Here is a 24,910-nt window from a genome sequence, read left to right as displayed (position 1 = left end):
GGGCCCCAGGGCCGGGGACGTGGCTCATGAATGTGAAACAGTTACGAGGTTAAAAGTAAGATGGTCGCCAGTGTGGAGGAAAAAACGGGTTGTTTCTGGAGGAGCTCCCAGTAGCGCTTTTTAGCCCATATCAGCGGCGCATTGTCTCTGTTGTCGTTGAGGTCGAATACCGCCGCCGGTGTGGCCTACTTCACCTACCAGTTCTTTAGAATTGCTGAGGCAAAGGCCATGTGGTTCGACCACCTAGCTCTAATCTCCTTCTTCCCGGCCCTCCTCGCCGAGGTGCTTTTCTACGTCCTCTCGCTGATTTGGATATACGCCGGAGTCAAATCCCTCTTCGAGGTCGTCTCATGACAGACCTCGACAGATTAATGGAGATCCTTAGAGATAGAGCTCTTTCAAACGGCGTGAGACTCGGTATCTTAATCGCCCTGTATGTAGTAGACGGCTACATAACCTTCGCTGACCTCCAGAGGGCGTTTGACATCCCCAAGAGCACTCTCCACAAACACCTGGAGATCCTCGCCAGAGAGGGCTACATAGAGTACAGAAGGGCGATCACCGAGAGGGGAGTTAAAGCCGTGGCAAAAATCATAGACAAAGGAAAAGACATCATAAGACGATACATAGTAAAACGTATATATCAGCCGCAGGAAGAGTCGTCATAGTTCTGAACGACCAAAACTCATCATCTTTTAATTTAACTGGCTGAATATATTTGTGATGAGGCGACCCGTTTACGACAGATGACGTGCTTTCCCCTGGCTGACCACCGGCACCCTGAGGGCTTGTTCCAGGAAGATCTTATCCCCCCGCTTCAGCCTTACCTTAACCACGACCCGCCTGCCGTCGAAGTGGGGGTCGGCCCCCTTGTAGCCCCGGTACTCTAGGAAGTCTCGCACGTCTTCCACGTCTACCTCTGGGACGCCGCCGCATGGGCCCCAGCTACACAGGGCGCATTTCTGGCCATGGGCGAGGATGTTAGAGGCGCAAGAGGCGGGAAGCACCTCGAAGCCCCACTTCCTCGCTGTCTCCACCAGTCTCTCCTTCGGGTACTTTATTGGGATCTGCCTCCCCTCCTCTAGTCTGCGTATATACGGCGTGATATCTACGCCAAAGGATCTAAGCCTGGTAGCAATAGCCGGCGTAGCCCGTAGCGTGCCGAACACCACGCGCCTAATACCTGCGTCCCACGCCAAGGCCAGAAGCCGCTCTAGGTCGCGGTCGGTCACCCCCGGCACTATCGGCCTCACGAAGAGAGTGGCCGAGCCGCCCCTTTTGACGAGCTCCCCGGCGCCTCTGATCCTCTCCACGGGCTTAGGCGCCTTCGGCTCCAACCTCCCCTCCACGTCTGTCATGCTGACTAAGACGTCTGCCCTATACTTGGCGAGCTCCAGTGGAGGGGGGTACTTCGTCGCCACCTGGACGGGGTTGCCTAGATGTTCCACGACAGCCGCGATATAGTCCAAGGCCAGCTCCCTGGTCTCGGAGAGAAAGGGCTCTGTGACGGAGCCCACAGCCACCAGAGTGCCCCACTCCCCCACGGCGACGTGGGGGTTTGCGGCTATGGCGTAGGCCATCTCCAGCGGCGTGAGGGGGTACGGCCTCACGGAGCCGGGGAAGCCCATGTCGTAGATATAGCAGTAGGCGCAGGCCAGGGGGCACCCAACCCCCGTGTGGATGGTGATCCCGCAAGGCCTGGGCGGCCTTTTGGCATGGTGATCACGCTCTACCCTCTTTATATCTACCATTGCCCTCAGCTTCTCGACAACCCCTAGCTTCCTACGCCACGCCTCCATAAAAAGACCCTACATAAGTCTTTAAGTAGTTTTAAAAGTAAATATGATGTCTGCAGAGATTCTTAAGAGACCTCTTCCAAAGCACACAAACGGAGACTATATCACAACCCGCCTTCTGGAGGCTTTGGTGGAGGGGGCTTGCTCTTGAGTAGCGTGGCCTTGTGAGAAATGCCGCTGGCAAGACCTTCCAAGCGTGGAAGGCTCTCCTCGCTGCGTTGATGAGACTTGAGCTAGAGAGACTCAATGCCGTCGCCAGAAGGGGTAACTTGCGCCAAGGACCGTGCCTAGGGTGCCGACAGAGGGTATGAAGAGACTTTTACAGATGCTTGAAGACGTAGGGCTGGTCTCTCTTTGCGATAGCTCTAGATCTCTACGACTATTAGTACCACGGGCCTGACCCTTGCGGCGAGTATTCAAAAATATCAAGAGAAAGAAGCGGCAAGAGACATAGCGATGTTATTCGCCGAGTTGGCTAAGCTGGTTTTAAAACAGCACATCAAGGTCAGACGAACTTGAGGAGGCTCTACAAGAGGTTAGAAAGGCGTCGAATTTTTGATGAAAAGTCTCGCCCTTTAGGGCGGGGTGTCATACTCCGGCTGAAAGAAAGGCTAAGATTTAGACGTAGCTACGCGCCGTTCGGCCTTGGATATCGGTGGGATGTGGACGGAGAAAAGACGTGGGTTATTAATTACATGATGTGAAAAAGTGTATGGCGCCGTTGATAATATCTCCTATTCTTTTTGCATACGTCACGACGTAGCTCCAGCTTCCGCCTATAATTATATAGGCTATATATCTTCCGCCTCCTGTAGGTGTGATAGCTATATAAATCCCCTCTCCTCCCTGTGGTTGGCCAGTCGTAAGTATATAGCCGTCTACCGCCATTTCCACATCGCCAATTTTTACAGTTTGTCTTCTACAATTTTCAGCTTTTAGCCCTATGGATGTGTGAAACTCCGTCCTGGGAGGCTCTGGAAAAGACAGCTCTATAAAAGCCCTGGAGATATCGGCAACGCCCCTCATAGTGAGTTGGTAATTATCGCCAGACGTGCCCACAGCCCATCTCGCCGTGTCTATATAAATTTTGACCTCCCCCTCTTCATACACTCTCCGGGCCGCATAGCCGCCGGGCAACGGCTCCACTTGGATAGAACCAGATCTATAATACGCCTTCCCCACCTCGTATCCAAGCCCCACAAGCTTGTTTAAAAAAGCCGGTATGTCTATCTCGGAGCCGTATATAGCCCAGAAGAGATACGACGAACTATACACAAGGCTCATAGCCTAACTTTCTGAAGCTCTCTATATATGGGCCCTCTATACTCATGTATTTTTCCAACATAATTTTCGAAGTCGGGGTCTATTGGTAGTTCCACTATGGTAGAGCCGAGACGCTCTGCGAAGTGTCTAGCCTCCTCTCCCCGGCCAAATGGATAGACCTTGACCCCGCCACATTCGACATATGCCATATTTAAAACAAAGAGGGGAGGCTTGACCCCTCTTTCAGATAGATAATCTGCGAGGTGTCCGACGACTTTTATAGACATTTTTGAAGGCGTCGACACAAGGACAGGCTTAAATTTGGCGACTCTCTCTAGGGCTAGGAGAGCCTCCCCCATGCCCGGCGGCATATCTATAACGACTCTCTTCACGCCGTCTAAGTCGGCAAAGGCGAGGAGAGCCTCTACAACCCCTCCCTCATTGGCGCCGGGGAGCACTACATATCTATCGCCTACTACGCCGCCGAGACTAAACAGTTTTACACCGCCTATTTCAAAAGGCTTAATGCCCTCTTTCTCAACCTCGTGTAATCTACCCACAACGCCGAAGAGCCTTGGGATAGACATGCCAAATATGTCTAGGTCTATCAAGGCGGTGTCCTTATGGAGGAACGCTAGGAGTGTAGCTACTGTAGACTTCCCAACGCCCCCCTTCCCACTCATTACAGCTACTACCTCTTTGTCACGTAGATTGTCCCTGGCCCTCTCCAAAAGAGGCCTCATACTGTCTCAATCTGTTCTACTTGTATTGAGAGGTCTGCCTCAATATCATGCGAGCCACATTTTGGGCATTTTACAAACGCGGGGAGCAACTCAGGCACGAGATGTAGGGGGTACTCCTCGCCGTATTTCCCAACTAAAGCCTCTATCTGAGAGGCCACCTCCTCATGACCAAACACATAGCCACATGCCCTACATCTATATCTGGGAGTCCTAACTTTTACCTCCAGCTCTGCTTTTTCAAGTCTAGACTCTTTCTTAAGCATATCAAAAGCCTCTCTCAATATGGAAATGTCTAGTTGTGACACTATGGGCACAGAAAGAGAGATCTTTCTAACCTCTACATTGTGTTCTCTCGCCCATTTATCTACAGTTTGAATTACAGAAAGCGCAAGTGACCATTCGTGCACGGGAAAGAGACGTTCCCTATATTAAAGTATTATAGAGCCTCCCTCGGAATATTTACCACTTTAAGATAGCGAATCCCCCTGCCGATTCTAGAGATTCTCGAGGTGAGCTCCCTGATTCTCTGCGTATCTCCAACGGCGTGTATCACCTCTAGACAATTTCTCTCGTCTAAGTGAACGTGTGTCGCCACTCTAATAATATCGTTAAAGTCGTGCTGAACCTCGGTTAGGTGCTTCGCCACATCTCCAACTTCATGGTCGTAAACAATAGCTATAAGCGAGGCGACAGGCGTTTTAGCCGCCTCTCCCACCTTCTCGGCTATGAGCGAAGCTATAAAACGGGAGCGGTTCACTTCGCCAATTTCAGTCATATATCTCTCCATCTCTTTATAAAGCTCGTCGTCTAAAACTATCGAAATTCTCCTAACCATAGTTCAACAACACTTGGACGGCTTTCCCAATTTCCAAAGTGACATATTTACCAGTTTCTGCGTCATAGGCAAATAAAACGCCGTCTGCCCCCCTCAAGACGAAATACCTAAGCTCTTGGTCGTGCCAAACGTTTAGAAGTAGAGAGCCAAACATAGATATTAATTCGCCAGCCGCCTTGGCGTAACATATCCCAGGCTTACTCCGTGAAATACATTCAACATACATCTTTCTAATCTCCCTAAGGCCCTCTGTAATAACGTCAATTTTTAAATCCCGAGGCGCAACGCCATCGTCCATTTTAAACACAGTCATACCCTCAACTGGCGTTTTATAGTCTCAAGCAATTTAGCCGGGTCGACATTTGAATCAAGTTCATGAGCCTCGCCAAAGGTAGTTAACTGTCTATATACCACTTCGCCTATTATGTCTCTAAGGGCGTCCTCCAAAGGCTTTGTAAATATAGAAAACAGTTCTTGGGCAGGCTTAAGGATTTCTTCTACAGGGCCTAGGAGATCTTTCTTCAAGATGCCAAGAGCCTTACCAATTTCTTTAAACTCGCTCATACCTCAATGCTCTGCGGTAGCAGTTTTTAAACTCTTCTACCACATTCTCTCCAATTTTAAGTTCGACGCCAAATTGAGCAAGCAGTTTTTTTAACTCCTCTACTGCAATAGGTACAGCCTTTATAACCTCTTGCGACGGCGGAGAAAACGGCTCGAGCGTCTTAGGCCCCGCCGCGATTATATAGGCCTTGGGATCTCGCCCCATCGCCCTGAGATAACCGACAAGTAAAGAAGGCGGCGTCCTGTGGGCATCTATAAGCCTAGTCTCTTGGAGAGTAAGAGAGCCCTCGACTCTCTCTATAGCTACAGCACCAGGGGGCAATCTAACGTCTATGTCTAGAAAAACTAAGATGTCGTAATCCGCTAAGGTTCCTAAAACGCCTATGCCGTGGGCATTTCCATCAAAAACAAAATCGTTATAATGTGAGAGGACTTGAGCTAGACAACTACCAAAACCGTCGTCTCCGTAGACTACGTTGCCCAGCCCGACGACTAGTAGCATTAAATGGCGCAAGCATTCCAGATCACCTTCTCGATTACGTTCATAACTCTGCCCCCTTCGCCCTTGGCCTCAAAATGTACAGCACACGCCAGACAGGGGTCGAAGCTCCTGATCGCCCTCACTTGGTCGAGACCAGTCCATTGGTCAGGCGGGAGCTCCTCCGTCACCACGCTGTTCCGTACAGACATTTCGAACGGCCCGGCGCACTGGCCCTTCCACGGGTCGGTACAACGGTTGTTAGACGGGCTGACGTTGGGCGTCGTCGGAGCCTCGTACTGGTAGTTCACGATCCTTCCGCCCCTCTGCACGAGCCAGTGCATACAATTGCCGCGGGGCACCTGCCACCAGCCGAAGCTGTAGCTAAAGTCGGGCCACTTGCCATAGCTCCACGGCCTAGAGGTCTGCACCTTCCCGGCATTTACCAACTGGAGGCCATACAGCAGGTTGGCCCAGGCTATGGCGTTCACCACGGCGAGGTGAACCGCGCGGGCCAGCAGACGTTCAAACGTCGTCGAGTACTTGGGCAAATTCCACGTAATGACAAGCTCGTCCTTTGTGCCAGGTGGCAGGTCAGGTGCCACAGTCCCGCCGGGGAGATAGATCTTCATCTGACTGCCGTTGGACTCCCAGGCCTTAAAGCCAGCTAGCTCAAACTTCGTGGCGTGTAGCGTGTCAAGCCACAGCTGCGAGATGGGGCCAGTCTCAATAGGCGCGATACGACCGTCCTTAAGCACAAGCCTAGGCTCAGCCGCCCAGCTGTACTTCTCGGCGAAGTTAATGGCGCCAGGTTTCGGGATAGTCGTCCTATTCCACATGTGGTACTTGTAGAGCTCTGTACCATTCGCCAACGGCCGGCCTATGGGGTCCTCCTTTATCCAGCCGGTGGGCGGCGCCACATTGTTCTTCACCCAGTCCTCGTAGAAAGAGGAGTCTGCAAACTCCACATAGCCGAGCTGGATCTCCGTCGGGTTCTTGCTGTATATATCGTGGCCAATGGCGAAGCCCGGCTTCTCGCCCCTCGCGTTGTAGGCCTGGTCAAGCCTTGCGTAAAGCTCCCTCCAGTCGCCCTTCGCCTCGTCAGTGATGTTACTGTATACCTCGGGATCGTCTGCGAAGCCGCCGGCAAGCATCACCGGCGGGTCGTGGGTCTTGCCTTGGGTAGTGGCGTAGGGCTTCCCGTCTGGCGTAGTTACGTGGTCGCGGTAGAACTCGTAAAGGTCTTGCCAGATGGCCCAGACGAACTTAACCCAAGCTGTCAATTGCGAAAGCCTAACGTAATATTCTTGGAATAAAGACGGAAGGTTTGTAATCTCGGTCGATATACCACCGGGGATTAGTGTAGAGGGGTGGGCATGTCTACCATAGATTAAGATTCCAGCCTCTCTTGCAATTCTCTGGTACTTGACTGTTAATTGCCAAATTTTACCAGTAACCGGGTTAAGATCCCGCATAATATCTGCAATAGTGCGGTAGCCGTGTATGGCTGTATAGTTAGCCGGCGTCTCTTGGGCAATTCTCCAAACAGTGGGAGTTAATTTACTTACAATGATCTCGCTATAATCAGGCCCCTCTAACATGTTTAAAATTAACGGATGGTCATATATGTAGTCTGTCATGGCATAGGCCAGACTCCTTAACACATTTCCCATGGGGTATGGAGTCATGCCAGCCGCTGCGTCACATGCTCTTACAGAGGCATTGGCGTGTGCAGCGCCGCAGACACCACATGAACGTGATGTTATATGTGGAGCATCCTCGGGGGGCCTCCCCCTTAGAAAGACTTCAAAACCGCGAAACATCATTACTGTGGTTTTGGCAGTTTGTACAGCTCTAGTGTTTGAGTTTATCTCTGCATATAAGGCTAAATGACCCTCAATACGCGTAATAGGATCAATCCATATTTTTATAGTTGACATAAAGAACGTATGTAGGCGATTTAAAAAATGTGATTTCCAAAATCATGAAAAGACTTACCTTATGTATCACAAATAATATATTTTGATATTTTGATATTCAATATAAACAAGTGGAAATATATATAATATTACAAAAAGTACAAGAGGTTATTATAACCTTTTTATAGATTTAAACCAGAGCGGATGCTCTTCTCTAGCTATCCCCTCAGGCATCTTGCCGCTGTGGAACATAACATTGTATGGAAAGATATGGGGCATGAAGTGTGTATAGGTTATGTGTACTAATAACAGAAATGAAACAGCTAATATAGCCTCTTTGACGTGGAGTATAAAAGCTAGTCCGTCATAAGCCGAGGGTCCCCACACTGCCATTATTGCGCCTGGGATGCCAAGTATGGCAATACCCCAGTAGACACCCCAGTATTCAAAGAGTTGCTCGGGGTCGTATTTATGCGTCCACTCAGGTAGCTTCTTACTTGGTTTAAATAACCATATAGTTTTTGCAACTAGGTATTTAACAAACCCCCACGTGTAGAATCTTAAAAGCGGCCAACGGTCAAGTATAGGCCCCCTCTTTTTAACAAGGTCGATTAACACCATCGTCCCATAATAGGCAAAATGTGCAATTACTAAAACTCCCATTATTATGCCGGCCCAGACATGTATTACTATCATCAGGGGTACTGGTCCTGTTTTAGCCGGCCAGAGATAAAACGGTGGACTACCTACTGCCTCATATACGCCGTTTATGTAAAACTCACGCCACACGGGGTTTTGGTTAAACATAGTCACAAATCCCGTATACGCAGTTATAACTAGAGTTAGGAAGAGCACTATATGTTGTATTCTCTGAGATACGCTCCATCTCGGAATTTTAGGCGTGTTCACTACTAAACTCCTATAGTACTGGTAGCGAGAAGCATAAACGGCAAAGTGACCTAACACCCATATGCTACCATATATTACCACTAAGATAATTAGTATATCAAAAAATACACTTACCGTCAATGTCCAGAATGTTAAACCACTCATCCCATGTGTAATGATGTAATACCAAAACTCTGGCCACGTCTCTACGAGAGGTATCCACGCTAGGTAATATACTATAACCCATGTGAGACCTACCGTGATGGAGGTGGCAATAAAGCTTCCAACTAATCTTGCACTAGGCATTACTTCTTCTCCTCTTGTTGTTTCTTCTCTGTCCTCATTCTTAACCCAGTCCACACGCCGCCCAACAGAGCCGCAGCGCCTATAGCTCCCGCAGTAACTAATGCTATATCGCTAAGAGATTTTGTACCCACTGGGACATAGGGAAGTTTTGCATAGAAGGGTTCGAAGGCGTCGGTAAAGCCTGGCTCTGTACACCCTATGCAAACTCCGCCGGTTCTGGTGGGTCCGCCGACGCCAGATACCCAGCCTAGTTTATTCCAGGGACAGTGGGATACTGGCCCCTTGCATCCCACGGCGTATAAACATTTTCCATCTCCAGCGCCTGGATATGGTCTAAAATCGCCGGCTGCATAATATGCTGCTCTGGGACATTGTTCGTGGACTGTTTGTTCAAATATAAAACGTGGCCTTGCATATTGGTCTAGAAAAGCCTTTCTTTCTAATACATTTGGCTTAAGTATACCAGCTGCTACTAATGTAAGAAGTGCCAAAGTCCTTAAGATGGCATTACCGTTTGCAGGACAACCTGGCACGGCTACTGCCGGTTTTATTGTTTTGAAATCCGGTACACCCCCTTCGTCTATATATTTTCTAAATGGTTCCACCTCAGGCTGGAAATAGTCAAGATGTATCATGCCTTTTATCCCCCTTACTGGGTCGTCAAACATGCCGACTGCACCTGTAGGAGATGGCGACCAGGTGGGGTATTTAAAGCCGGGTGGTGGCTCTAACACCTTGTTTGCCACAAGGCCGCCGTAAGAGGCGCAGTTTCCTACTGTTACTACAGCAAGCGCGTTTTTAAAGAGTAATTTTACCCACTCTGTACACGTCCTGTGACCTATTAGACAGTAATATCCGCCCTTTTGTCCAATATTTGTACCGGGGATACCATACTCTTGTGGAAAGCTCCCCTCAAGCACTAGGACATAGGGGCCGTATTTACCTTCGGCTATCTCTTCTAGTATTTTCATTGCATCGCCAGGCGGCGGCTGATTTACGACATAGTTTTCAAGTATCTTATGGTCTGCCACATCGGTGGCTTCTTTTACATGGTAAGTGCCCCACTGTGGCATCACCGTCTCGTGGAATATTAGACGTACGGTGCCGGGGCCCACAAGCGGCGTCGTGCCCAGGAGTACATCTAACAGAGATGGGTCTGTGGCTTGTATAATGGCGGTAGTGTTTCCGGCGCAATCTTGCGCTTCAAACCAAACGATGTTAACTAACCCCTCCTTAACGGCCTCTCCAGCGGCTTTTACAAGCGCTGGCCAGTTTAAAGCAGAAAGAGCTGAAGCCAAAGAACCAGCTCTAATTAGATCGCGTCTAGTTATCTTCATGGCTCTTTCCACCGCCCTTGTTAATAAATACTTTTTTCACATTGGAGAAAATTTCCGCCACATGGGGGCAGTCAGGTAGAAGCTCATAAGTCCCCCCATTGCATAATTTACAGTAGGCTGCCACGATGAAGCCGTTGCCGAGGACGTAAGACCCCTTCTCTGTTTCTATACGGCAGGGCTTGCAAAACTCTAACATCAGCTTTGCCACGAGCCGCTCAGCTACTGTGTTTTTATAACGGTATAGATTGCCTATGTCTAAAAGCTTGACCACATCTGAAAACTTCTCCAGTGGGATGTATTCGAGAGCCACCGCGTTACATATTTCGTCTATTACATATTTCACAGCCTCTGGCGGTTCGCCATAGCGCCGTGCTAACTCGCTTAAAGCTACCGAATCGCCAGCATATGCGAGCGCTATTAAACCCTTGTCTGTTATATAGAGTTGGCTTTTTCTCTCAGTAAGAAACCCAAGCATAACCAGTTTATTTGTCCTCCTCCAGGCAGTAGCTAGAGGAAGTCTAACCTCTTTATATATGCCGTAGAACTTAGCCCCCCTCTTGTAGAAGGCAACTCTCAGGATTTCAACGTCCTTCTCTTCAAGCCTGCACATATAGTTCCATTGCTTTTCTAACTAATTCCTCTGCACATTTTTCTCCCTCTGGCGAGAGACCGACGACGGGATCTGGCTTCGGAGGTTCACACTCTACTATATATATTTCGTCGGTGGGTCTCCCCAGGACGCTGAGGCCAATGAGGAGATCCTCCAGCGAGATCCTTCCCTCGAGCGACGGCCTGAGGGCGTCGTTTATCTCCAGGGGGTTGTTGAATAGCCTAGGCGTAAACTTGTAGACTTCCACAGTGCCTGGCCTGCGGCCTCTCTGTGCTGCGCCGACTAAAATCAATTTGTCTGGCTTTAGCTTCATAAGCTCGTCTACCATGGTAAATACATCGCCTGACAGCTCCACAGCCTCCACTCCCTTGCTACGGAGTAACTCCCCAGCCCTTAAACCCACGGCGCAATCTCCTTTAAAAAGATATCCTATGTAGCCGACCAAAACACGCATGTATCTCAACACTTAACTATATATATACATTCTCCCCTATTTTGCCATAGGTAAATATTTTAGCTCTATAGTTCATACGTTTGATGATTAAGCTTTCCCACGGATCTGGAGGAGTTGAGACAGCCGAGATAATTGAAAAGCTTTTCTTAAAGCGTTTACCAGAGAGTCTTAAAAAGGTGGCCGGGGGGCTTGGGCTTGATTTTCCTGATGATGCGGCAGCTATACCTATGGGAGATGGCCGGTATCTCGTAGTGACTGTTGACGCATATACAGTCAACCCGCCCTTTTTCCCCGGGGGCGACATCGGGGTGCTCGCTGCCTCGGGCTCTATAAACGACGTGTTAATGCTCGGCGGTAGGCCCGTCGCCATGTTAGATTCGATTATAGTAGAAGAGGGACTCCCCTACGAGACGCTCGACAGAGTAGTCAAGTCCTTCCTCTCTGTCCTAGAGACGGAGGGCGTGGCCCTCATCGGCGGAGATTTCAAAGTAATGCCCAAGGGCCAGCTCGACAAGATTGTGATCACGACCGTGGGGATAGGGGTCGCGGAGAGAGTCATCGTGGATAGGCCGAGACACGGTGACAAGATCGTGGTAAGCGACTTCGTGGGAGATCACGGCGCTGTGATCCTTATGTTGCAGATGGGGGACGTGGATAAGCCAGAGCAACTCAAACTAAAGAGTGACGTGAAGCCGCTTACCAAGCTCATGGTGCCGCTGGTGGAAAAATACGGCGAGTATATCCATGCGGCTAGAGACCCCACGAGAGGGGGCCTCGCCATGGTGTTAAACGACTGGGCTAAGGCCGGCGGCGGCGTAATAGTGGTAGAGGAGGAGAGTCTCCCTGTGAGACCAGAGGTGGCGTCATACGCAGAGATGCTCGGCATAGACCCGCTTTATTTAGCAAGCGAGGGTGTTGCGGTCCTCGCTGTTGATCCCTCTGTCGCAGAGGAAGTGGTGAAGTTCGTGAGGGGGCTGGGCTTTCAAAACGCGAGAATTGTCGGCGAATTTAGAGAGACAAAACAACACAGGGGGTATGTCTTGCTTAAAACTCTCGCAGGCGGGCTTAGGATTCTGGAGCCTCCCAGAGGCGACATAGTGCCGAGAATATGCTGAAACTGGTCTTTAGAGACGTGAGGATCATGCGGTGGGATTACGCTGGGGTTGAGATATCGGCAGGCGGGGAGTCACTCTGTATAGACGTGTTGAAGCCCCCCTGTAGACATGTCCTCTACACCCACATCCATCCGAGACACTACGGCGGCGTCGGGGGCTTGGCACCTCCTGCGGTAAAGCCCGGAGATAGGCTTGAGCTCGGGCCTTTTGCCGTATCTGTTGTGGAGGCTTATAATATGACTAAATTAATAAATGGAGCTCCAGTACATCCAAAGGGATTTGGCGTCGGCTATCTGGTGGAGGTAGGCGGCGTATCCCTATACCACCCGGGAGATACTGATTTAATAGGGGAGATGGCAAAAATTAAGACAGACATCTTTCTAGCCCCCATCGGGGGGGATGGCACTATGACAGCAGAAGAAGCCGCCGAGGCTGTCAAACTCATCCGTCCGAAGATCGCAATACCCATCCACTTCGGGGAGATGCGGCCCTACGTTAAGTTTAGAGACATTTCCCAGCCCTATACCCAAGTGGTGTACCTAGATGTCTCCCCCTCAAATATATAAATGATAAATATCTCTAGCTCATGTCTTGTCTATCTCTGAGCGAGTTTCCTGGCCCCGCCCCCTCTCCCGATTGTTTCAACTGTTCTATGATGCGTAAGGAGATGGCCGCCCTTGAGCTGGCCTTTAGGCGGAAGAGCAAGATCACGGGCATGTTGATCCAGTATATTAAGAAATACGCCGAAGAACTCGAGAAGAGAGATGGAGACTACGTATACAAGATCATGGACTTCTGCGGCACCCACGAGTGGACCATCGTCCACTTCGGCCTTAGGAGCGTCCTAGAGATGGCTGGGGTGGACAACGTGGAACTTGTGGCTGGGCCAGGATGCCCCGTCTGCGTCACCCCCTCCTACTACCTAGAGGAGGCGATCAAACTGGCCTTTGAAGGAGTAGTGATATATACATACGGAGACGTCTTCAGGCTCCCGGCCCTCCAGAGGGTGAGGGGGGCCAGGTCGCTGGCTGAGGCTAAGGCGATGGGTGCCGACGTGAGACTTATACACACCTTCCTCCACGCAGTTATAGACGCCAAGAGGCACAACAAGCCCTCCCTCTTCCTGGGCATTGGGTTTGAGACAGTGGCGCCGGGCTACTCCGAGGCCATCTTGAGGGGGCTTGTGCCTCCTAACCTCAAGCTGATGTCTCTAGTCAAACTGACCCCGCCGGCGATGTTCTACGCCCTTGACATGGTTAAAGAAAAGCCTACCGACTATCCCATCTCTGGCGTCATCGCGCCGGGCCACGTCTCAACAATAATAGGGGGCAAGGCCTGGGCCCCCGTGGCTGAGCAGTACCGTATACCTGTAGTTGTGGCGGGGTTTGAGCCTAACGACGTCCTTACGGCAATTGCCGAAATTTTAAGACAGTTAAAAAATGGCGAACATAAAGTCGTAATTGAGTATGTAAGAGCCGTAAAGTGGGAGGGAGATTTAAAGGCGCAGTCTTCAATACATACAGTGTTTGAAACTGTAGATACGGCGTGGCGAGGCATAGGCTATATCCCAAAGAGCGGCCTCGCGCTTAGGGAGGAGTTCAAGCAGTACGACGCCTTTGAATACTTCGGAATCCCAGACCTAACGCCGGAGAGATGGCGCTACGACTTGCCGCCTGGTTGTAAATGTGCAGAAGTCAACCTCGGCAAAGCCAAGCCTACCGACTGTCCGCTCTTTATGAAAGCTTGCACGCCGGATCACCCCGTCGGCCCCTGTATGGTTTCTATAGAGGGGACGTGTGCCATATGGGCGAGATTTGGAGGCGGAGGTCTCGCCGTGGAGGTTGCAAAAGAGATAGGCCTGGCGTAATATGTGTTGGGCAGTCCCCTCAGTAGTTAAAAAAATAGAGGGGAGCATCGCCTTTGTAGATCCTGGAGATGGCGTAGAGAGACCGGCGGTGATAGGCATAGAGGAGGGACAACTACAAGTGGGCGACCTCGTAATGGTTCACGCCGGCGTTATAATTGCGAAAGTAGATCTAGAGACTCTAAAAGAAAGTATGGAGATGTGGAAACAGATGGCTAGAGAACTGGCAGCTTCAACAGGGGAGGACCCCGGAGCGGCTGAAAAAATTATCGAAGAGGAGATGTGGCGTGTGTTAAAAATCGCAGAGGAGGTACGGCAAGGGAGGAGCCAGGCTTTGAGAGAACTTGCCTAAGGCCTACCTAATACATATAATCGGCATTGTCCAAGGAGTAGGCTTTAGGCCATATGTCAAAATTCTGGCAGATCAACTAGGCCTCAGCGGCTATGTAAAAAACTTGGGGGGTGGAGAGGTGGAGATATACGTCGAGGGAGAGAGAAGCAGAGAGTTTTTAGATAGTCTTCTAAACGGGCGGCCAAAGGCGATATATATAGAAGATATAAGAGTTATAGAGGTAGCCCCCAGGGGAGTGCGCGGCTTTACTATTGAAAAAAGTTCACAGGAGGTGGAGACTGTATCTATGATCCCCCCAGATTTAGCCATATGTGATGAATGTCTCAGAGAGGTTCTCGAAGGAGATGAGAGGAGGAGACGTTACCCCTTTAACTCCTGTAGCTTCTGTGGGCCGAGGTTCTCCATAATTAAAAAACTCCCCTACGACCGGGAAAACACAAGTTGGACTGCCTTCCCCCTATGTGATAAATGTACAAGGGAATATAACGACCCTAAAGTAGGCGGCATTAGGCGTTTCTACTACCAGGGTATATCTTGTAAAAATGACGGGCCTCAAGTCAAATTATTGGACTCAACTGGGGAACCTATAGATGTGGGAGATCCCATCTCCGAGGCCTCTAGGCTAATAAACGAGGGCTATATAGTGGCGGTAAAGGGGGTTGGGGGTTTCCACATATTTGCTCTCGCCTCAGACGACGACGTAGTGGCTAAGCTTAGGAAGAGAAAGAAGAGGCCTACCCAGCCCTTTGCTATAATGGCGCTTGACCTTGAGACGGCGGGGCGGCTGGCAGTAGTTAATAAAACTGCAGCCGAGCTTCTAACATCGCCTCAAAGGCCAATAGTTCTACTCTTCAAGAGAGAGGATAGCCCGGCGTCTCCTCTAGTGTCGCCTGGGCTGGACAAAGAGGGCATATTTCTCCCCTACACGGCGCTTCAATATCTCCTCTTGTCTGATATAAGGGATAAATTCGCCATTGCCACAAGCGGGAATATACACGGCGAGCCTATGTGTACAGATTGGCGGTGTGTTGCGAAGTTGGGCGTGGCAGATTATATCCTAGACCACACCCTGGAGATTGTTCATAGAGTAGACGACAGCGTAGTCAGATTCACAGCCGGTAGACCTACGCTACTGAGGAGAGGGAGGGGCTACGCCCCTGTGTGGATAAAAACGCCTTTACGCTTGGGCAGAGCCGCAGTGGCCTTTGGGGCAGATCTTCAAACAGCAGGCGGCGTGGGCATAGGCGATAAGGCTATTTTAACTCAATACATAGGCGATTTAGATAGCTTCAAGGCACTTGAAGATCTAGACCGAGAGCTCCGTTGGCTAGTCCAGACGTATAGACTAAGAGAGTTTGTCCTCGTCTGTGACCTCAACCAAACTTATAACTCACATAGGTTGTGCCGCGAGTGGGCCGAAGAGTTTAACGCAGAGATTTACATGGTACAACACCACCACGCCCACGCCTTGGCGACTGCTGCAGATGTAGGAATCGCCGAGCCTTTCGTAGCCGTGGCTATAGACGGCGTGGGGCTTGGAGAAGATGGCGCCGCGTGGGGCGGCGAGGTTTTATATGTAGACGGGGCGAGATATGAGAGAGTCCGTCACCTCGCCTATGTCCCCATGCCGGGAGGCGACCTCGCCGCCCTGAGGCCAGCTCGAATGGCGTTGGCCTATTTATTTAAATACTTTGGCGAAGACTGGGATCTCGTAGAGAGATTGAAACTTGCCGAAAGACTCCCCGGCGGTTTGTCAGAAGCTCAAATCGTAGCAAGAGAAGTGAAAAAGCCTCGGCTCTACACCTCTAGCGTAGGGAGGTTTCTAGACGCCGTGGCGGCAGTACTCGGCGTGGCTTGGGAGAGGACGTATGAAGGAGAGCCGGCCATTAGGCTTGAAACTACGGCGGCTGGCGGGAAGCTAATTGAGCTAGAGGCTGAAGACCAAGTGGAGTTGTTTGGGCAACTCATAGAGCTGTATCTAAAAGGCGCCGATGTAAAAGATCTTGCATATACAGCCCAGTATAAGTTGGGGCAGATCCTCGGCAAGTGGGCTTGTGAGACGGCGGAAAGGAAGGGCGTGAGACATATAGTGGTTGGAGGCGGAGCTGCCGTAAATGATTACATAATCGCCGGGCTGGAGTCAATATGTAGAAGAGCGGCTCTCCCGTCGAAGACGCCGCCTGGCGACGGAGGCATAGCCCTCGGCCAGCTGTACTACCTTGCCCACCTTGGAATATAGGCTACTCTGCGGCGGCATCCCCCTCCGCTATGAGGGCGGAGACGGCGAGGTTAAAAACGGCGCCTATAGGTTAACTAGGGGCGGGGGGACTGTGAAAGTTGAAATAGACGGGGCAGTAGTCGGCTTGAAAGAGGCGGTGGTGATATGCGGCGTGGGGGACAGCCGCGTGAGGCCCGGCATCTACCTAATCGATGTGGCACGTAGATGGGGACTCCCCAGGGCGTTAGGCAAGCTCTTGAGGCGGGGCGTTCCGCCGGACAGAGCCATAGATAGAATAGATAGAAAGCTGGCGGCCACAGCCGCGTTGAACCAAGAGCCGCTTTCAAAAATTAGGCTAGGCGGCGACGAGCCCCATGTCGCATACTATTCAGCGAAGTGGGTAGCCGGGGCGTTAGAGGGGGTTCTCTTCTTCGGATGGAGGGGAGACGGCGGCATTTATGAATACGAGCCCCTATATTTTAGATATAGAGACGGCGAGGTGAAAGAGGTATATATCAGGCTCCACTACATACCTGCAAGAATTCCTCCTGCCGTAGTTGCTTTAAGAGATCCCTTCGACCCCAAGAACCACTTCTTATTTCCAGCCCCCGGCGGCAAGCCAATAGATAGATTTAATGTCTTTTTTGGCTTGCCTAGAGAGCCGCCGGAGAAAAAAGTAGTGGGTTATATATTTAAAATTCCGATGTAAAAACATGGCGCTCCGCCTTTTAGCCCAGAAGGGGGGCAAAATATATACATACGGCGAGAAGATATATATATACGTAGAAGAGACTTGGCTCTCTTTAAATTTACGACTGCTTATATGGAGAGTTGGCGAGAAGCCGCCGCCTAGGGCAGAGCTTATTGCAGAGGGAGAAGAGGCAAAGGCTATAGCAACAGAATTTGCGCAACTTCTTGAAAGATATACGGAGGCGAAAATTATGAAAGGCACTGCGAAAGAGGCGCTTATGAGGAGTATTAAGGAGAAGACTCTCTATGTTTTAACATAGCTTTCTACGCGGCATATATGGAGTGAGCTTCCCCTCGCGTAGTTTATAAACAGAGTCTGCAAGTCTGACAGCAAGTTCTTCGTCGTGTGTGGCAATTACTGCAGAGACGCCGCCGGCTTTAAGTTTCGCGAGATAGTTAACTACAACTTCGTACGCGTCTTCGTCTAGATAAGTCGTCGGCTCGTCCAACAGGAGTAGCTTAGGCCTGTGGGCGGTGGCGGCGGCCAGGGTGACAAGTCTCTTCTGCCCTCCGCTGAGTTTGTAGGGAGGCCTATCTAGGAGACCCTCTATGCCAAGGGCCTTGGCAGCCTCCTCGGCGAGCTTAAGCCCCTCCTCTCTGCCGTAGATCCTCACGGCTGTGTAGGCGATTTCGTCTCTCACCGTGTGGTTGAAAAACATGTCGTCTGGGTTCTGGAACACAACCCCCATCAGCCTCCTAGCCGCCGGGAGCTGCCCCTCCAGGGGCTCCCCCATGAAGTACACCTCTCCCCTCCGCGGCTTGAGGAGACCCGCCAGCACCAGGAGGAGGGTGGTCTTGCCCGAGCCGGTGGGCCCCATCACCGCCACGAACTGCCCCTCCCCAACCGATAGGCTAACTCCCTTCAGCACGTCCTCTGAATAGCCGAAGTAGACGTCGACGGCCTTAAGCACTTCGCGCCTCATACGCCATCCTCAGGCTCATCCCCCTCTGTATGCCGTATATCAAAACGTCGCCTACAGCCGCCGCCACAGCCCTCTTGTCCTCCCCCCTAGCCTCCTTAGCCGCCGCTATGACCACCGCCGCCCGGCCAACGGCCATGACGGAGAGCGGCATAAGCTCGAACATACGCCTCAAGTCCCCCCTCAGCCTGAGGGACCTCACGAAGCCCCACCAGCCGGTGAGGAGAAGGCCTCCCGTGGCAACCGACGCCGCGGAGACTGTCCTCGCCACGAAGAGGAGAGGGTCTGTCCTGCTGGGGAGAAGGCCTAGGGCGGCCGGGAGGGAGACCAGCCCCGAGAAGAAAAGGGAGAAGAAAGCCACTAGAGCCCACGGCTTCACCTCCCTAGCCGCGGCGGCGAAGAGAAGGCCCAGGGCGAAAAACGCCGCAGCGATGTAGACAGAGGGGGAAAAGGAGGCCGCCGCGGTGGAGACGAGGAGGAGTATAGAAAAGGGGGTGTTTTCCACTCTGGGGATCCGCTCAAACGCCGCGACGGCCTCAGTAATATCTTCAACGAGTTTTCTTAACACGTCTAGCTACCAGCCAGAGGGCTATAAATATTGCGAGGCCTATATACGCCGATATGATATAGCCAAGCCAATCAGGTAGCCCCGGCACCGTGTAGTCCTTCAGCGGGGTCCAGTTCATCTGGTCGCTGACGTCCTGCAGTATTACCTTGTGCAACGTCTCGTTAGCCACTTCGTTTATCTTGTCCGCGGCCACGTCAAGCGGCTCGTGGTAGCCCACCAGGTTGGCTAGCCACACGCCGAACACCGGCGACACAAGCGCCATCAACGCCAGAAATATGTACAGCTTCTTCATGCCCTCACGTACTGGGGAGCCCTCTTGAGCAGATACTCCACCACAGCCGCCGTTATAACCCCCTCTACTACGCCCAACAGCGCGTGCCACGTGGTCATCACAGGCACGCTGATCGTCCAGGCGTAGGGGAAGTAGGGGCTTATCCCGATCTCAAACCCCGCCGCCATCCCCGCCACAGTGATGCTAGCCCACCCAGCCACAGCCGCCGCAAGCGGCTTGTTGTATCTGGAGAGGAGCTTCCACGCCGCCCAGCCCACAAGCGGCGCGACCACGCCCATGTTTATCACGTTGGCCCCAAGCGTTGTGATCCCCCCGTCGTGGAAAACCAACGTCTGTACGAGGAGGACGAGGAGCAACACGAAAAACGCCTCGAAGGGCCCTAGCATAATAGCGGCGAGCGCTCCGCCGACAAGGTGAAGAGAGGTCCCGCCGGGGATAGGCCAGTTAAACATCTGCGCTATAAAAATCGCGGCAGCTAACCCAACCACAACCTCCAGATTTTTCCCAAGCGCCGCCTTCCTGTACGCAAAAAAGCCGTAGATTAACATTATCGCCCAGGTTACGCCAACCGAAACGGGGTCTAGATACCCGTCCGGTATGTGCATAAGAGGAATATTTCATACTTATAAATAATTTCACTGTAATAAATACACCTTAGTCACGTATTACGATGTGCATTATCTAGGCGGCTACTGGGGGACAGCGGCGGGGGTTTCCCAAAGTATCTTCGTCTTGACGCCGTAGACGTCGTATATGACGTCTTCTCTAAAGACAGCTTTTGTAGGCCCCGCGGCGTATACCTCTCCGCGGGACATAAATATGGCGTAGTCGGCATACCTTAGAGCCATGTTTAAATCGTGTAGAACAGCCATCACGGTGACGTCGCTGGAGAGCTTCCTCAAAAGCGAAGCCACCTCCAGCTGGTGTCTCAGATTTAGGTTGTTGAAGGGCTCATCCAGCAGGAGAACCCTCGGCTCCACTGCAGGTGCCCTAGCCAGGAGGATCAGCCGGAACTCGCCTCCGCTCAGCTCCTCCAGAAACCTATCCCTCAGGTGGCCTCTCTTCTTGAGGGCCTCTGCTAGGGGTCTCATGTTGCCTATTAGACACACCGGGTCTCTCGCGTAGTACTTCATCAAGTCGCCTGGCTCTACAGGTCCCAGGTGGTACTGAGACACGGCGTTTACCATCGCCACGCCTAATGCCCTGTTTATGGTGTGTAGATCCACGACGAAGTCAGCCATCTCCTCCAACGCGGGGGGCCTCACCTCGCCAAGCTCGTGGAGGTCCTCCCTAGGAATGTGGGCAAAGCCCAGCGCCTTCCCCCGCGGCCCCTTAACAACTACATATACGCCAGAAAAACAGACGCAGTAATCCACGATCTCAAGCCCCTCGACCATCTGCGATACATACTCTGCGATTTTCTTAACAAGCACGTAATACAAAAATTCTAGTACTTAAGATAGGCCTACTTCAGCCGGTTCGGCGATGGGGCCTACCATCTCTCTTACCAACCGCTTTATGTCCTCTGGCTTATAGCTACCCCTAATTTTTACAATTGGAACTTCAAACTTCAGGGGATCTCTGCCCTTTTCTACTTCAACTTCGACGCCCAACGTCTTAGATATAGCCTCTTTGATCTCGCCGGGGCTGATCCTATAACCGTTTACCTTAAGCACGCCGTCTCTCCTCCCCAACGGGAAGATATACATGTCGTTGTCCATAACCGCCAGGTCCCCCGTGTCGTATACGCCGGAGAACTCCAGCTCCACTGGCATGGCAGGCCAGGGGGCCTTTGCCACCAGCCTACCCGGCCTCCCCCTCACGGAGTTCCCCAGCTCGTCCACCACGTCTAATACAAAACCCGGCATCGGCGGCCCCGCGGAGCCCGGCTTCAACGGCGTGAAGACGTAATCCGGCAGAGGCCCCGTGACAAAGGTGCCGAACTCAGTCTGTATAAAGCTATGTATCACCGGAATCCTCCCGCTGAGCTTCTCCGGCAGAGAGTCGACTGTGGGCACCGTCCCAGTACCCACGTATTGGTATGCCCACCGCCAGATCTCCACCTCCATGGGCTCCGCGGTGGTTATGATCAAGCGGAGGGTGTCCAGGTTGTGCCTCCTCAGCAGCTCAGGGTCCTGCCTGGAGAGGTAGCGGAGGGCCCCCGCCGTAGTGACGAACACAGTCACGGCGTACCTCTCTATGATAGACCACCACCTACCCCAGTGGGGGTAGTCCGGCCCCCCCTCGTACACCACCACAGACGAGCCCACCATCAGCGGGCCGAAGAGGACGTAGGTTATGCCTGTAATCCACCCCGGGAGAACCGTACAAAAGTAGGTGTCCCTCGGCCTAATCCCCAGCCATCTGGTGGTGGCGTAGGTCTGCGTCAAATACCCCCCGGCGCGGTGGGTAAGCGGTCTCGGCCCCTCGGGGTAGCCGGCGTGGAGGCCGAAGAGCGGGTGGCCGCTGGGGACAACCGCCTCCTCCCACGGCGCCCGCTCCACCTCCTCTAGAAATACGTCGTTGCGGCGCCTCGCCACCCCCACGCCCATCCTAGGCACCACCAGCACCTTGACCTCCTCGGGCACGGCCTTATCCACGGCGTCTTTCACCCTCACAGGCCTCCCCCGCCTGGGGAAGGCGTCCACCGTCACAACAACCTTCGGCCGTCTGTTGGCGACTCTCTTAGCCAGGGCGTACCACCCCCAGCCCGTGAAGACCGGCTCAAAAGGCGCCCCCAGCCTAACCGCCGCCAACATCAAAGCCACAACCTCCGGCGTAGGCGGGGCGTAGAAAACCACCCAGTCCCCCCTCCCCACCCCAAGCCCCCTCAACACGCCCGCCATCTCCCCTACCAACCTATCCAAATCGCCGTAGGTGTAAACCCTCACTTCTCCCTCTTCGCTCTCCCACACCAGCGCTACCTTATCCCATACCCAAGATCCCCTATGTCTCCCAATCACGTTCTCGTAGGGAGATAGCTCCCCATCTGGAAACCACACGCCCCCCTCATACGCCTTAGACGGCGGCCGCCTCCACACAAGCCGCATCGCCTCTCCCATCCAGAACTGAAAGACATCGCTCACGCTCTCCCCATAGATCTTAAAATAGAGAGAGAAGTCTACAGTCTTCCACTTGAGACTAGGCGGCACAACCGCCTCCACCGATGACATGGCAGATGGTTGCCACAGCCTTAAAAAGCTATGTCCCAGCCGCAACTCTTAATAATACATATTCTGTGTTAATGTATGACAGGTTTTGGAAACAGATAGTGGAGCTCCTCCAGAGGAGAGGCCTCTGGGGGCTTGCGGCGAGCTACACGGCCACATATGCGTAGGCCTGGCAGTAGGCATGAAGACAAGCGCGGTGGCGCTGGAGAAGCTGGGCGTCTTGCCGGCCGACGACGCCTACATAATCGCTGTAGCCGACGACACCTGTTTCGCAAATGGAGTCCAGGTGGTCACAGGCGCGGCGCTGGGCAACTGCTGATCTACAGAGACACGGGCAGATTCGCCCTAATCCTCATCGACAGTTAAGCCGTCAAGATCTTGCTCGCAGGCCGCCTCTCCACTCCAACCATGGAGAACCCCCGATACCGGGACTACTGGAGCCGCCTACCCCAGCTCACGGAAGAGGAACGTCAATCCGAAGCCTAATGGAGAAGGCCTCGGCAGAGGTGCTGGAGGCTCCAGAAGTCATATTCAAGATAGAGGAGGTGCCCCCAGACCCCATCCTCGACCCTCTAAAAACAAGGCCGAGCTGGACCGTCTGCGATAGATGCGGCGTCGCAACCCTAGCAGAAAAGGCAGTCGTCGTGGGAAGGCGCAGGCCCAGGCTGCGCAGGTCTAAGACATATGCGGTCGTGGGGAGAAAAATCGCCGAGTTTAAGCCTTCCTCTTCCTCGCCGACTCAAACAGCTTTTTAAACTCTTCACAAGCCTCCCTATCCCCCGCGCCGCATCTCCACCCAATGGCGAACCCCCGCCGAAAGCCCTCGCTCCCAGAGAAAACGACATAGAGCAGTATGTACCAGCCGGCGGCGAAGCTAACGGCCCCCAGAAGCAGAGTAAATGGGAATAGCAGAACGCCGATAAATATGAGGAGGAGCGCCCCAAACGCCACCCAAGCCTTAAGAATCCTCAACAGCCACTTCCCCACGTAGAAACTTGACCACAAATATAAATCTTAACAAGGACAGCGGGTTGGACAAGGGAGGACGACGAATAGCGCCCCCATCTCTGGACTGTCCTCTACCAAGACCGCCTCTCTTGGAATTCCCAGCTCGTCAACCAACTTCGCCAACTCCTTGACTACACTTGGGCTGAGGCACTTTGGCTGGACATATATATTGACTAGGTTTCTAGCTACGTCAAAGTTTGCCCAAAATGCTCTCGTGTAGTTACACATCTGCGACAACCTCCCCCCATTCTCCTCCCTATACAGCCTATCCTTCAACGCGTCTGCCCATTGGCTCAGCTGTTTGTATGTGTATTTGCCCTTTAGGAAGATAACCTCGGTGCCGAACTGCTTCGCTAGATCGCCGATAGTCCCCGCTATCTTCTCCTTACAAGCATGGTCGGTCACCACGATGTATATCCTCGCCGCGTCTACAAACATCTCCCCGTAGCACCTCTCGTAGACCTCTATGCCGACCGGGTCGTTGTTTAGCCATTGACGAAGCTTTTCTGAAATATTGAAAAAGCCACACGGCGTGCCAAAAACGCCCGTTGGTTTATCTAGAATATGTTTAACTGCGTCGTCTAACTCGATATTCAACTTCTTCGGCAGTCTGCCGTATATGTACCAGAAATAGTCACGGCAGTCCCACTCAGCCACGGCCAAGCCCTCAATTACGGACACGCTCCTCTGCCCGCCAACCGCTTGGAGACCGCCTACAGCTACGTATACCACGAAGGCCACCAAAACGGCCGCCACAGCTACCGCGATTTTGCAAGCCCATCTCATGACAAAATCCGCCATCCAGTTTCTTAAACATGATGTACTGCAAGTACATACCTACGGCGTCAAGATGGTGGAGCGCATAATGCGTTATCTAACATTTATTGGAGCAACCCCCGTTGCTCTGGGCTAAGTGGCGGGTCATGAAGTTAAAGCACACTTTTCCAAATCACGAGCCGTCTCACTTTCTACGCTACTCCACGAACAGCCCCATTGCTCTGGGGCTCGTCAACAGCGGCGCCGGCGTGGCCTAGCTCCGGACTGCCCCAAGCGGCTCGGGGCGGGAGCGCTCCGGCCCAAGGGGGGCTTTTCTCACGGCCTCTCTGTGGAGGGGGGTTTGCCAGGCGAAGCTCTCCCCCACCCCGATGTCTAGCTCCTTCTCGGGGGACGGCTTGTCGATCCAGAGGCGGCCTTCCCTCTCCGGTAGCCAGTCGATGATGAGGTTTCGGTCCACCAGCGCCTCCACGAGCTTCAGAGCCTCTGCCCCCTCCTCGGCCATGTGTCTTTCCACGGCGTCTGGGTCCTCCGAGGCCTCTTGGAGAACGGCGCGTTGCCTCTGGCTAAGCGAGGCTGCCAGCTCCCGTATCTTTCTCTCCGCCGCGATCTTCGCCACGGCCCAGCCTACGTCCCAGCCCCCGCCGCAAGCTCGCCGGCTAGGTCTGGGTTGCCGCCGGTGAGCC

At 52.6% G+C, this 24,910-nt stretch carries 34 protein-coding genes; 12 read left to right on the top strand and 22 right to left on the bottom strand.

What is annotated here, in order from left to right; genetic code table 11:
* Positions 1-150: 150 nt before the first annotated feature.
* Positions 151-354: a hypothetical protein gene (locus ACZ49R_RS08655; RefSeq protein ID WP_464732743.1), complete on the top strand. Its 204-nt coding sequence runs from the start codon at positions 151-153 to the stop codon at positions 352-354.
* The gene (locus ACZ49R_RS08650; protein WP_464732742.1) at positions 351-668 is read left to right on the top strand and encodes a winged helix-turn-helix domain-containing protein; all 318 of its coding nucleotides are present in this window, start codon (positions 351-353) and stop codon (positions 666-668) included. Before ACZ49R_RS08655 ends, ACZ49R_RS08650 begins: the two co-directional genes overlap by 4 nt.
* Positions 669-737: 69 nt before the next feature.
* Here ACZ49R_RS08650 and ACZ49R_RS08645 read toward each other — a convergent pair whose 3' ends face one another.
* Complete coding sequence (locus ACZ49R_RS08645) at positions 738-1,799, bottom strand: radical SAM family protein (RefSeq protein WP_464732741.1); 1,062 nt, start codon at positions 1,797-1,799, stop codon at positions 738-740.
* Positions 1,800-1,960: 161 nt separating this feature from the next.
* Here ACZ49R_RS08645 and ACZ49R_RS08640 point away from each other — a divergent pair, with 161 nt between their 5' ends.
* Positions 1,961-2,107 (top strand): PaREP1 family protein, encoded by a 147-nt coding sequence (locus ACZ49R_RS08640; protein WP_464732740.1) that lies wholly within the window; start codon positions 1,961-1,963, stop codon positions 2,105-2,107.
* Positions 2,108-2,483: 376 nt separating this feature from the next.
* Here ACZ49R_RS08640 and ACZ49R_RS08635 read toward each other — a convergent pair whose 3' ends face one another.
* The 12 genes from ACZ49R_RS08635 to ACZ49R_RS08580 form a co-directional block, all read right to left on the bottom strand.
* Positions 2,484-3,080, bottom strand: a complete 597-nt coding sequence (locus ACZ49R_RS08635) for a hypothetical protein (RefSeq protein WP_464732739.1) — start codon at positions 3,078-3,080, stop codon at positions 2,484-2,486.
* Entirely contained in the window at positions 3,077-3,802 is a 726-nt protein-coding gene (locus ACZ49R_RS08630; RefSeq protein ID WP_464732738.1) for a P-loop NTPase, read from the bottom strand. Before ACZ49R_RS08630 ends, ACZ49R_RS08635 begins: the two co-directional genes overlap by 4 nt.
* Positions 3,799-4,209, bottom strand: a complete 411-nt coding sequence (locus tag ACZ49R_RS08625; RefSeq protein ID WP_464732737.1) for a hydrogenase maturation nickel metallochaperone HypA/HybF — start codon at positions 4,207-4,209, stop codon at positions 3,799-3,801. Before ACZ49R_RS08625 ends, ACZ49R_RS08630 begins: the two co-directional genes overlap by 4 nt.
* Positions 4,210-4,238: 29 nt before the next feature.
* Positions 4,239-4,637 carry a CopG family ribbon-helix-helix protein gene (locus ACZ49R_RS08620; protein WP_464732736.1) on the bottom strand — a complete coding sequence of 133 codons (399 nt, stop codon included), beginning with the start codon at positions 4,635-4,637 and terminating at the stop codon, positions 4,239-4,241.
* The gene (locus ACZ49R_RS08615; protein ID WP_464732735.1) at positions 4,630-4,950 is read right to left on the bottom strand and encodes a hypothetical protein; all 321 of its coding nucleotides are present in this window, start codon (positions 4,948-4,950) and stop codon (positions 4,630-4,632) included. The genes ACZ49R_RS08620 and ACZ49R_RS08615 overlap by 8 nt, the downstream gene beginning before the upstream one ends.
* The gene (locus ACZ49R_RS08610) at positions 4,947-5,201 is read right to left on the bottom strand and encodes a hypothetical protein (protein WP_464732734.1); all 255 of its coding nucleotides are present in this window, start codon (positions 5,199-5,201) and stop codon (positions 4,947-4,949) included. The genes ACZ49R_RS08615 and ACZ49R_RS08610 overlap by 4 nt, the downstream gene beginning before the upstream one ends.
* On the bottom strand, positions 5,188-5,703 hold the full coding sequence (locus ACZ49R_RS08605) for a hydrogenase maturation protease (RefSeq protein WP_464732733.1): 516 nt from the start codon (positions 5,701-5,703) through the stop codon (positions 5,188-5,190). The genes ACZ49R_RS08610 and ACZ49R_RS08605 overlap by 14 nt, the downstream gene beginning before the upstream one ends.
* The gene (locus ACZ49R_RS08600) at positions 5,703-7,619 is read right to left on the bottom strand and encodes a nickel-dependent hydrogenase large subunit (protein WP_464732732.1); all 1,917 of its coding nucleotides are present in this window, start codon (positions 7,617-7,619) and stop codon (positions 5,703-5,705) included. Before ACZ49R_RS08600 ends, ACZ49R_RS08605 begins: the two co-directional genes overlap by 1 nt.
* Before the next feature lie 150 nt (positions 7,620-7,769).
* Positions 7,770-8,846 (bottom strand): hydrogenase cytochrome b subunit, encoded by a 1,077-nt coding sequence (locus ACZ49R_RS08595; protein ID WP_464732731.1) that lies wholly within the window; start codon positions 8,844-8,846, stop codon positions 7,770-7,772.
* Positions 8,792-10,129, bottom strand: coding sequence for an NADH-quinone oxidoreductase subunit B family protein (locus tag ACZ49R_RS08590; protein WP_464732730.1), 1,338 nt, complete (start codon positions 10,127-10,129; stop codon positions 8,792-8,794). Before ACZ49R_RS08590 ends, ACZ49R_RS08595 begins: the two co-directional genes overlap by 55 nt.
* Positions 10,116-10,739: a hypothetical protein gene (locus ACZ49R_RS08585; protein WP_464732729.1), complete on the bottom strand. Its 624-nt coding sequence runs from the start codon at positions 10,737-10,739 to the stop codon at positions 10,116-10,118. Before ACZ49R_RS08585 ends, ACZ49R_RS08590 begins: the two co-directional genes overlap by 14 nt.
* Positions 10,726-11,193 (bottom strand): Ni,Fe-hydrogenase maturation factor, encoded by a 468-nt coding sequence (locus ACZ49R_RS08580; protein WP_464732728.1) that lies wholly within the window; start codon positions 11,191-11,193, stop codon positions 10,726-10,728. Before ACZ49R_RS08580 ends, ACZ49R_RS08585 begins: the two co-directional genes overlap by 14 nt.
* A gap of 83 nt (positions 11,194-11,276) precedes the next feature.
* Here ACZ49R_RS08580 and hypE point away from each other — a divergent pair, with 83 nt between their 5' ends.
* The 7 genes from hypE to ACZ49R_RS08545 are packed head-to-tail and all read left to right on the top strand — an operon-like array spanning position 11,277 to position 17,752.
* Positions 11,277-12,308 (top strand): hydrogenase expression/formation protein HypE, encoded by a 1,032-nt coding sequence (gene hypE, locus ACZ49R_RS08575; protein WP_464732727.1) that lies wholly within the window; start codon positions 11,277-11,279, stop codon positions 12,306-12,308.
* On the top strand, positions 12,302-12,874 hold the full coding sequence (locus tag ACZ49R_RS08570; RefSeq protein WP_464732726.1) for an MBL fold metallo-hydrolase: 573 nt from the start codon (positions 12,302-12,304) through the stop codon (positions 12,872-12,874). Before hypE ends, ACZ49R_RS08570 begins: the two co-directional genes overlap by 7 nt.
* A 20-nt stretch (positions 12,875-12,894) precedes the next feature.
* Positions 12,895-14,175, top strand: a complete 1,281-nt coding sequence (gene hypD / locus ACZ49R_RS08565; protein WP_464732725.1) for a hydrogenase formation protein HypD — start codon at positions 12,895-12,897, stop codon at positions 14,173-14,175.
* 1 nt (position 14,176) lies between these two features.
* On the top strand, positions 14,177-14,524 hold the full coding sequence (locus tag ACZ49R_RS08560; protein WP_464732724.1) for a HypC/HybG/HupF family hydrogenase formation chaperone: 348 nt from the start codon (positions 14,177-14,179) through the stop codon (positions 14,522-14,524).
* Positions 14,517-16,763: a carbamoyltransferase HypF gene (gene hypF / locus ACZ49R_RS08555; protein WP_464732723.1), complete on the top strand. Its 2,247-nt coding sequence runs from the start codon at positions 14,517-14,519 to the stop codon at positions 16,761-16,763. The genes ACZ49R_RS08560 and hypF overlap by 8 nt, the downstream gene beginning before the upstream one ends.
* Positions 16,753-17,451 (top strand): hypothetical protein, encoded by a 699-nt coding sequence (locus ACZ49R_RS08550; RefSeq protein WP_464732722.1) that lies wholly within the window; start codon positions 16,753-16,755, stop codon positions 17,449-17,451. Before hypF ends, ACZ49R_RS08550 begins: the two co-directional genes overlap by 11 nt.
* Positions 17,452-17,455: 4 nt before the next feature.
* Entirely contained in the window at positions 17,456-17,752 is a 297-nt protein-coding gene (locus tag ACZ49R_RS08545) for a hypothetical protein (RefSeq protein ID WP_464732721.1), read from the top strand.
* Here the strand turns inward: ACZ49R_RS08545 and ACZ49R_RS08540 are convergent.
* The 6 genes from ACZ49R_RS08540 to ACZ49R_RS08515 form a co-directional block, all read right to left on the bottom strand.
* Positions 17,744-18,415 (bottom strand): ABC transporter ATP-binding protein, encoded by a 672-nt coding sequence (locus ACZ49R_RS08540; protein ID WP_464732720.1) that lies wholly within the window; start codon positions 18,413-18,415, stop codon positions 17,744-17,746. The genes ACZ49R_RS08545 and ACZ49R_RS08540 overlap by 9 nt on opposite strands.
* Positions 18,396-18,980 (bottom strand): cobalt transporter, encoded by a 585-nt coding sequence (locus tag ACZ49R_RS08535; protein WP_464732719.1) that lies wholly within the window; start codon positions 18,978-18,980, stop codon positions 18,396-18,398. Before ACZ49R_RS08535 ends, ACZ49R_RS08540 begins: the two co-directional genes overlap by 20 nt.
* Positions 18,961-19,272: a PDGLE domain-containing protein gene (locus ACZ49R_RS08530; RefSeq protein ID WP_464732718.1), complete on the bottom strand. Its 312-nt coding sequence runs from the start codon at positions 19,270-19,272 to the stop codon at positions 18,961-18,963. The genes ACZ49R_RS08535 and ACZ49R_RS08530 overlap by 20 nt, the downstream gene beginning before the upstream one ends.
* Positions 19,269-19,877, bottom strand: coding sequence for an energy-coupling factor ABC transporter permease (locus ACZ49R_RS08525; protein WP_464732717.1), 609 nt, complete (start codon positions 19,875-19,877; stop codon positions 19,269-19,271). The genes ACZ49R_RS08530 and ACZ49R_RS08525 overlap by 4 nt, the downstream gene beginning before the upstream one ends.
* 84 nt (positions 19,878-19,961) lie before the next feature.
* Positions 19,962-20,705, bottom strand: coding sequence for an enolase N-terminal-like fold-containing protein (locus ACZ49R_RS08520; protein WP_464732716.1), 744 nt, complete (start codon positions 20,703-20,705; stop codon positions 19,962-19,964).
* Positions 20,706-20,726: 21 nt separating this feature from the next.
* On the bottom strand, positions 20,727-22,445 hold the full coding sequence (locus ACZ49R_RS08515) for an AMP-binding protein (protein WP_464732715.1): 1,719 nt from the start codon (positions 22,443-22,445) through the stop codon (positions 20,727-20,729).
* Positions 22,446-22,530: 85 nt separating this feature from the next.
* Between ACZ49R_RS08515 and ACZ49R_RS08510 the strand changes: the two genes are divergently transcribed.
* Positions 22,531-22,761, top strand: coding sequence for an FmdE family protein (locus ACZ49R_RS08510; RefSeq protein ID WP_464732714.1), 231 nt, complete (start codon positions 22,531-22,533; stop codon positions 22,759-22,761).
* 166 nt (positions 22,762-22,927) lie between these two features.
* The gene (locus ACZ49R_RS08505; protein ID WP_464732713.1) at positions 22,928-23,197 is read left to right on the top strand and encodes a hypothetical protein; all 270 of its coding nucleotides are present in this window, start codon (positions 22,928-22,930) and stop codon (positions 23,195-23,197) included.
* On the opposite strand, the gene ACZ49R_RS08500 is transcribed toward ACZ49R_RS08505, so the two are convergent.
* The 3 genes from ACZ49R_RS08500 to ACZ49R_RS08490 form a co-directional block, all read right to left on the bottom strand.
* Complete coding sequence (locus ACZ49R_RS08500; RefSeq protein WP_464732712.1) at positions 23,157-23,429, bottom strand: hypothetical protein; 273 nt, start codon at positions 23,427-23,429, stop codon at positions 23,157-23,159. The two genes, ACZ49R_RS08505 and ACZ49R_RS08500, sit on opposite strands and share 41 nt — an antisense overlap.
* Positions 23,430-23,456: 27 nt before the next feature.
* Complete coding sequence (locus ACZ49R_RS08495; RefSeq protein ID WP_464732711.1) at positions 23,457-24,236, bottom strand: hypothetical protein; 780 nt, start codon at positions 24,234-24,236, stop codon at positions 23,457-23,459.
* 244 nt (positions 24,237-24,480) lie between these two features.
* Positions 24,481-24,843 carry a hypothetical protein gene (locus tag ACZ49R_RS08490; RefSeq protein WP_464732710.1) on the bottom strand — a complete coding sequence of 121 codons (363 nt, stop codon included), beginning with the start codon at positions 24,841-24,843 and terminating at the stop codon, positions 24,481-24,483.
* Between the last annotated feature and the right edge of the window lie 67 nt (positions 24,844-24,910).

It is taken from the genome of Pyrobaculum organotrophum, from assembly GCF_055384425.1.
This window is presented reverse-complemented; position numbering and strand designations above follow the sequence as displayed.

What these genes read in the sequence shown, in the direction of transcription:
- ACZ49R_RS08495 (WP_464732711.1), bottom strand. Translation starts at nt 24,236, where the DNA reads ATGAGATGGGCTTGCAAAATCGCGGTAGCTGTGGCGGCCGTTTTGGTG.
- ACZ49R_RS08515 (WP_464732715.1), bottom strand. Translation starts at nt 22,445, where the DNA reads ATGTCATCGGTGGAGGCGGTTGTGCCGCCTAGTCTCAAGTGGAAGACT.
- ACZ49R_RS08525 (WP_464732717.1), bottom strand. Translation starts at nt 19,877, where the DNA reads ATGCACATACCGGACGGGTATCTAGACCCCGTTTCGGTTGGCGTAACC.
- ACZ49R_RS08635 (WP_464732739.1), bottom strand. Translation starts at nt 3,080, where the DNA reads ATGAGCCTTGTGTATAGTTCGTCGTATCTCTTCTGGGCTATATACGGC.
- ACZ49R_RS08650 (WP_464732742.1), top strand. Translation starts at nt 351, where the DNA reads ATGACAGACCTCGACAGATTAATGGAGATCCTTAGAGATAGAGCTCTT.
- ACZ49R_RS08560 (WP_464732724.1), top strand. Translation starts at nt 14,177, where the DNA reads ATGTGTTGGGCAGTCCCCTCAGTAGTTAAAAAAATAGAGGGGAGCATC.
- ACZ49R_RS08620 (WP_464732736.1), bottom strand. Translation starts at nt 4,637, where the DNA reads ATGGTTAGGAGAATTTCGATAGTTTTAGACGACGAGCTTTATAAAGAG.
- ACZ49R_RS08630 (WP_464732738.1), bottom strand. Translation starts at nt 3,802, where the DNA reads ATGAGGCCTCTTTTGGAGAGGGCCAGGGACAATCTACGTGACAAAGAG.
- hypE (WP_464732727.1), top strand. Translation starts at nt 11,277, where the DNA reads ATGATTAAGCTTTCCCACGGATCTGGAGGAGTTGAGACAGCCGAGATA.
- ACZ49R_RS08585 (WP_464732729.1), bottom strand. Translation starts at nt 10,739, where the DNA reads ATGTGCAGGCTTGAAGAGAAGGACGTTGAAATCCTGAGAGTTGCCTTC.
- ACZ49R_RS08530 (WP_464732718.1), bottom strand. Translation starts at nt 19,272, where the DNA reads ATGAAGAAGCTGTACATATTTCTGGCGTTGATGGCGCTTGTGTCGCCG.
- ACZ49R_RS08505 (WP_464732713.1), top strand. Translation starts at nt 22,928, where the DNA reads ATGGAGAAGGCCTCGGCAGAGGTGCTGGAGGCTCCAGAAGTCATATTC.
- ACZ49R_RS08590 (WP_464732730.1), bottom strand. Translation starts at nt 10,129, where the DNA reads ATGAAGATAACTAGACGCGATCTAATTAGAGCTGGTTCTTTGGCTTCA.
- hypD (WP_464732725.1), top strand. Translation starts at nt 12,895, where the DNA reads ATGTCTTGTCTATCTCTGAGCGAGTTTCCTGGCCCCGCCCCCTCTCCC.
- ACZ49R_RS08645 (WP_464732741.1), bottom strand. Translation starts at nt 1,799, where the DNA reads ATGGAGGCGTGGCGTAGGAAGCTAGGGGTTGTCGAGAAGCTGAGGGCA.
- ACZ49R_RS08610 (WP_464732734.1), bottom strand. Translation starts at nt 5,201, where the DNA reads ATGAGCGAGTTTAAAGAAATTGGTAAGGCTCTTGGCATCTTGAAGAAA.
- ACZ49R_RS08570 (WP_464732726.1), top strand. Translation starts at nt 12,302, where the DNA reads ATGCTGAAACTGGTCTTTAGAGACGTGAGGATCATGCGGTGGGATTAC.
- ACZ49R_RS08605 (WP_464732733.1), bottom strand. Translation starts at nt 5,703, where the DNA reads ATGCTACTAGTCGTCGGGCTGGGCAACGTAGTCTACGGAGACGACGGT.
- ACZ49R_RS08545 (WP_464732721.1), top strand. Translation starts at nt 17,456, where the DNA reads ATGGCGCTCCGCCTTTTAGCCCAGAAGGGGGGCAAAATATATACATAC.
- ACZ49R_RS08600 (WP_464732732.1), bottom strand. Translation starts at nt 7,619, where the DNA reads ATGTCAACTATAAAAATATGGATTGATCCTATTACGCGTATTGAGGGT.
- ACZ49R_RS08615 (WP_464732735.1), bottom strand. Translation starts at nt 4,950, where the DNA reads ATGACTGTGTTTAAAATGGACGATGGCGTTGCGCCTCGGGATTTAAAA.
- ACZ49R_RS08540 (WP_464732720.1), bottom strand. Translation starts at nt 18,415, where the DNA reads ATGAGGCGCGAAGTGCTTAAGGCCGTCGACGTCTACTTCGGCTATTCA.
- ACZ49R_RS08580 (WP_464732728.1), bottom strand. Translation starts at nt 11,193, where the DNA reads ATGCGTGTTTTGGTCGGCTACATAGGATATCTTTTTAAAGGAGATTGC.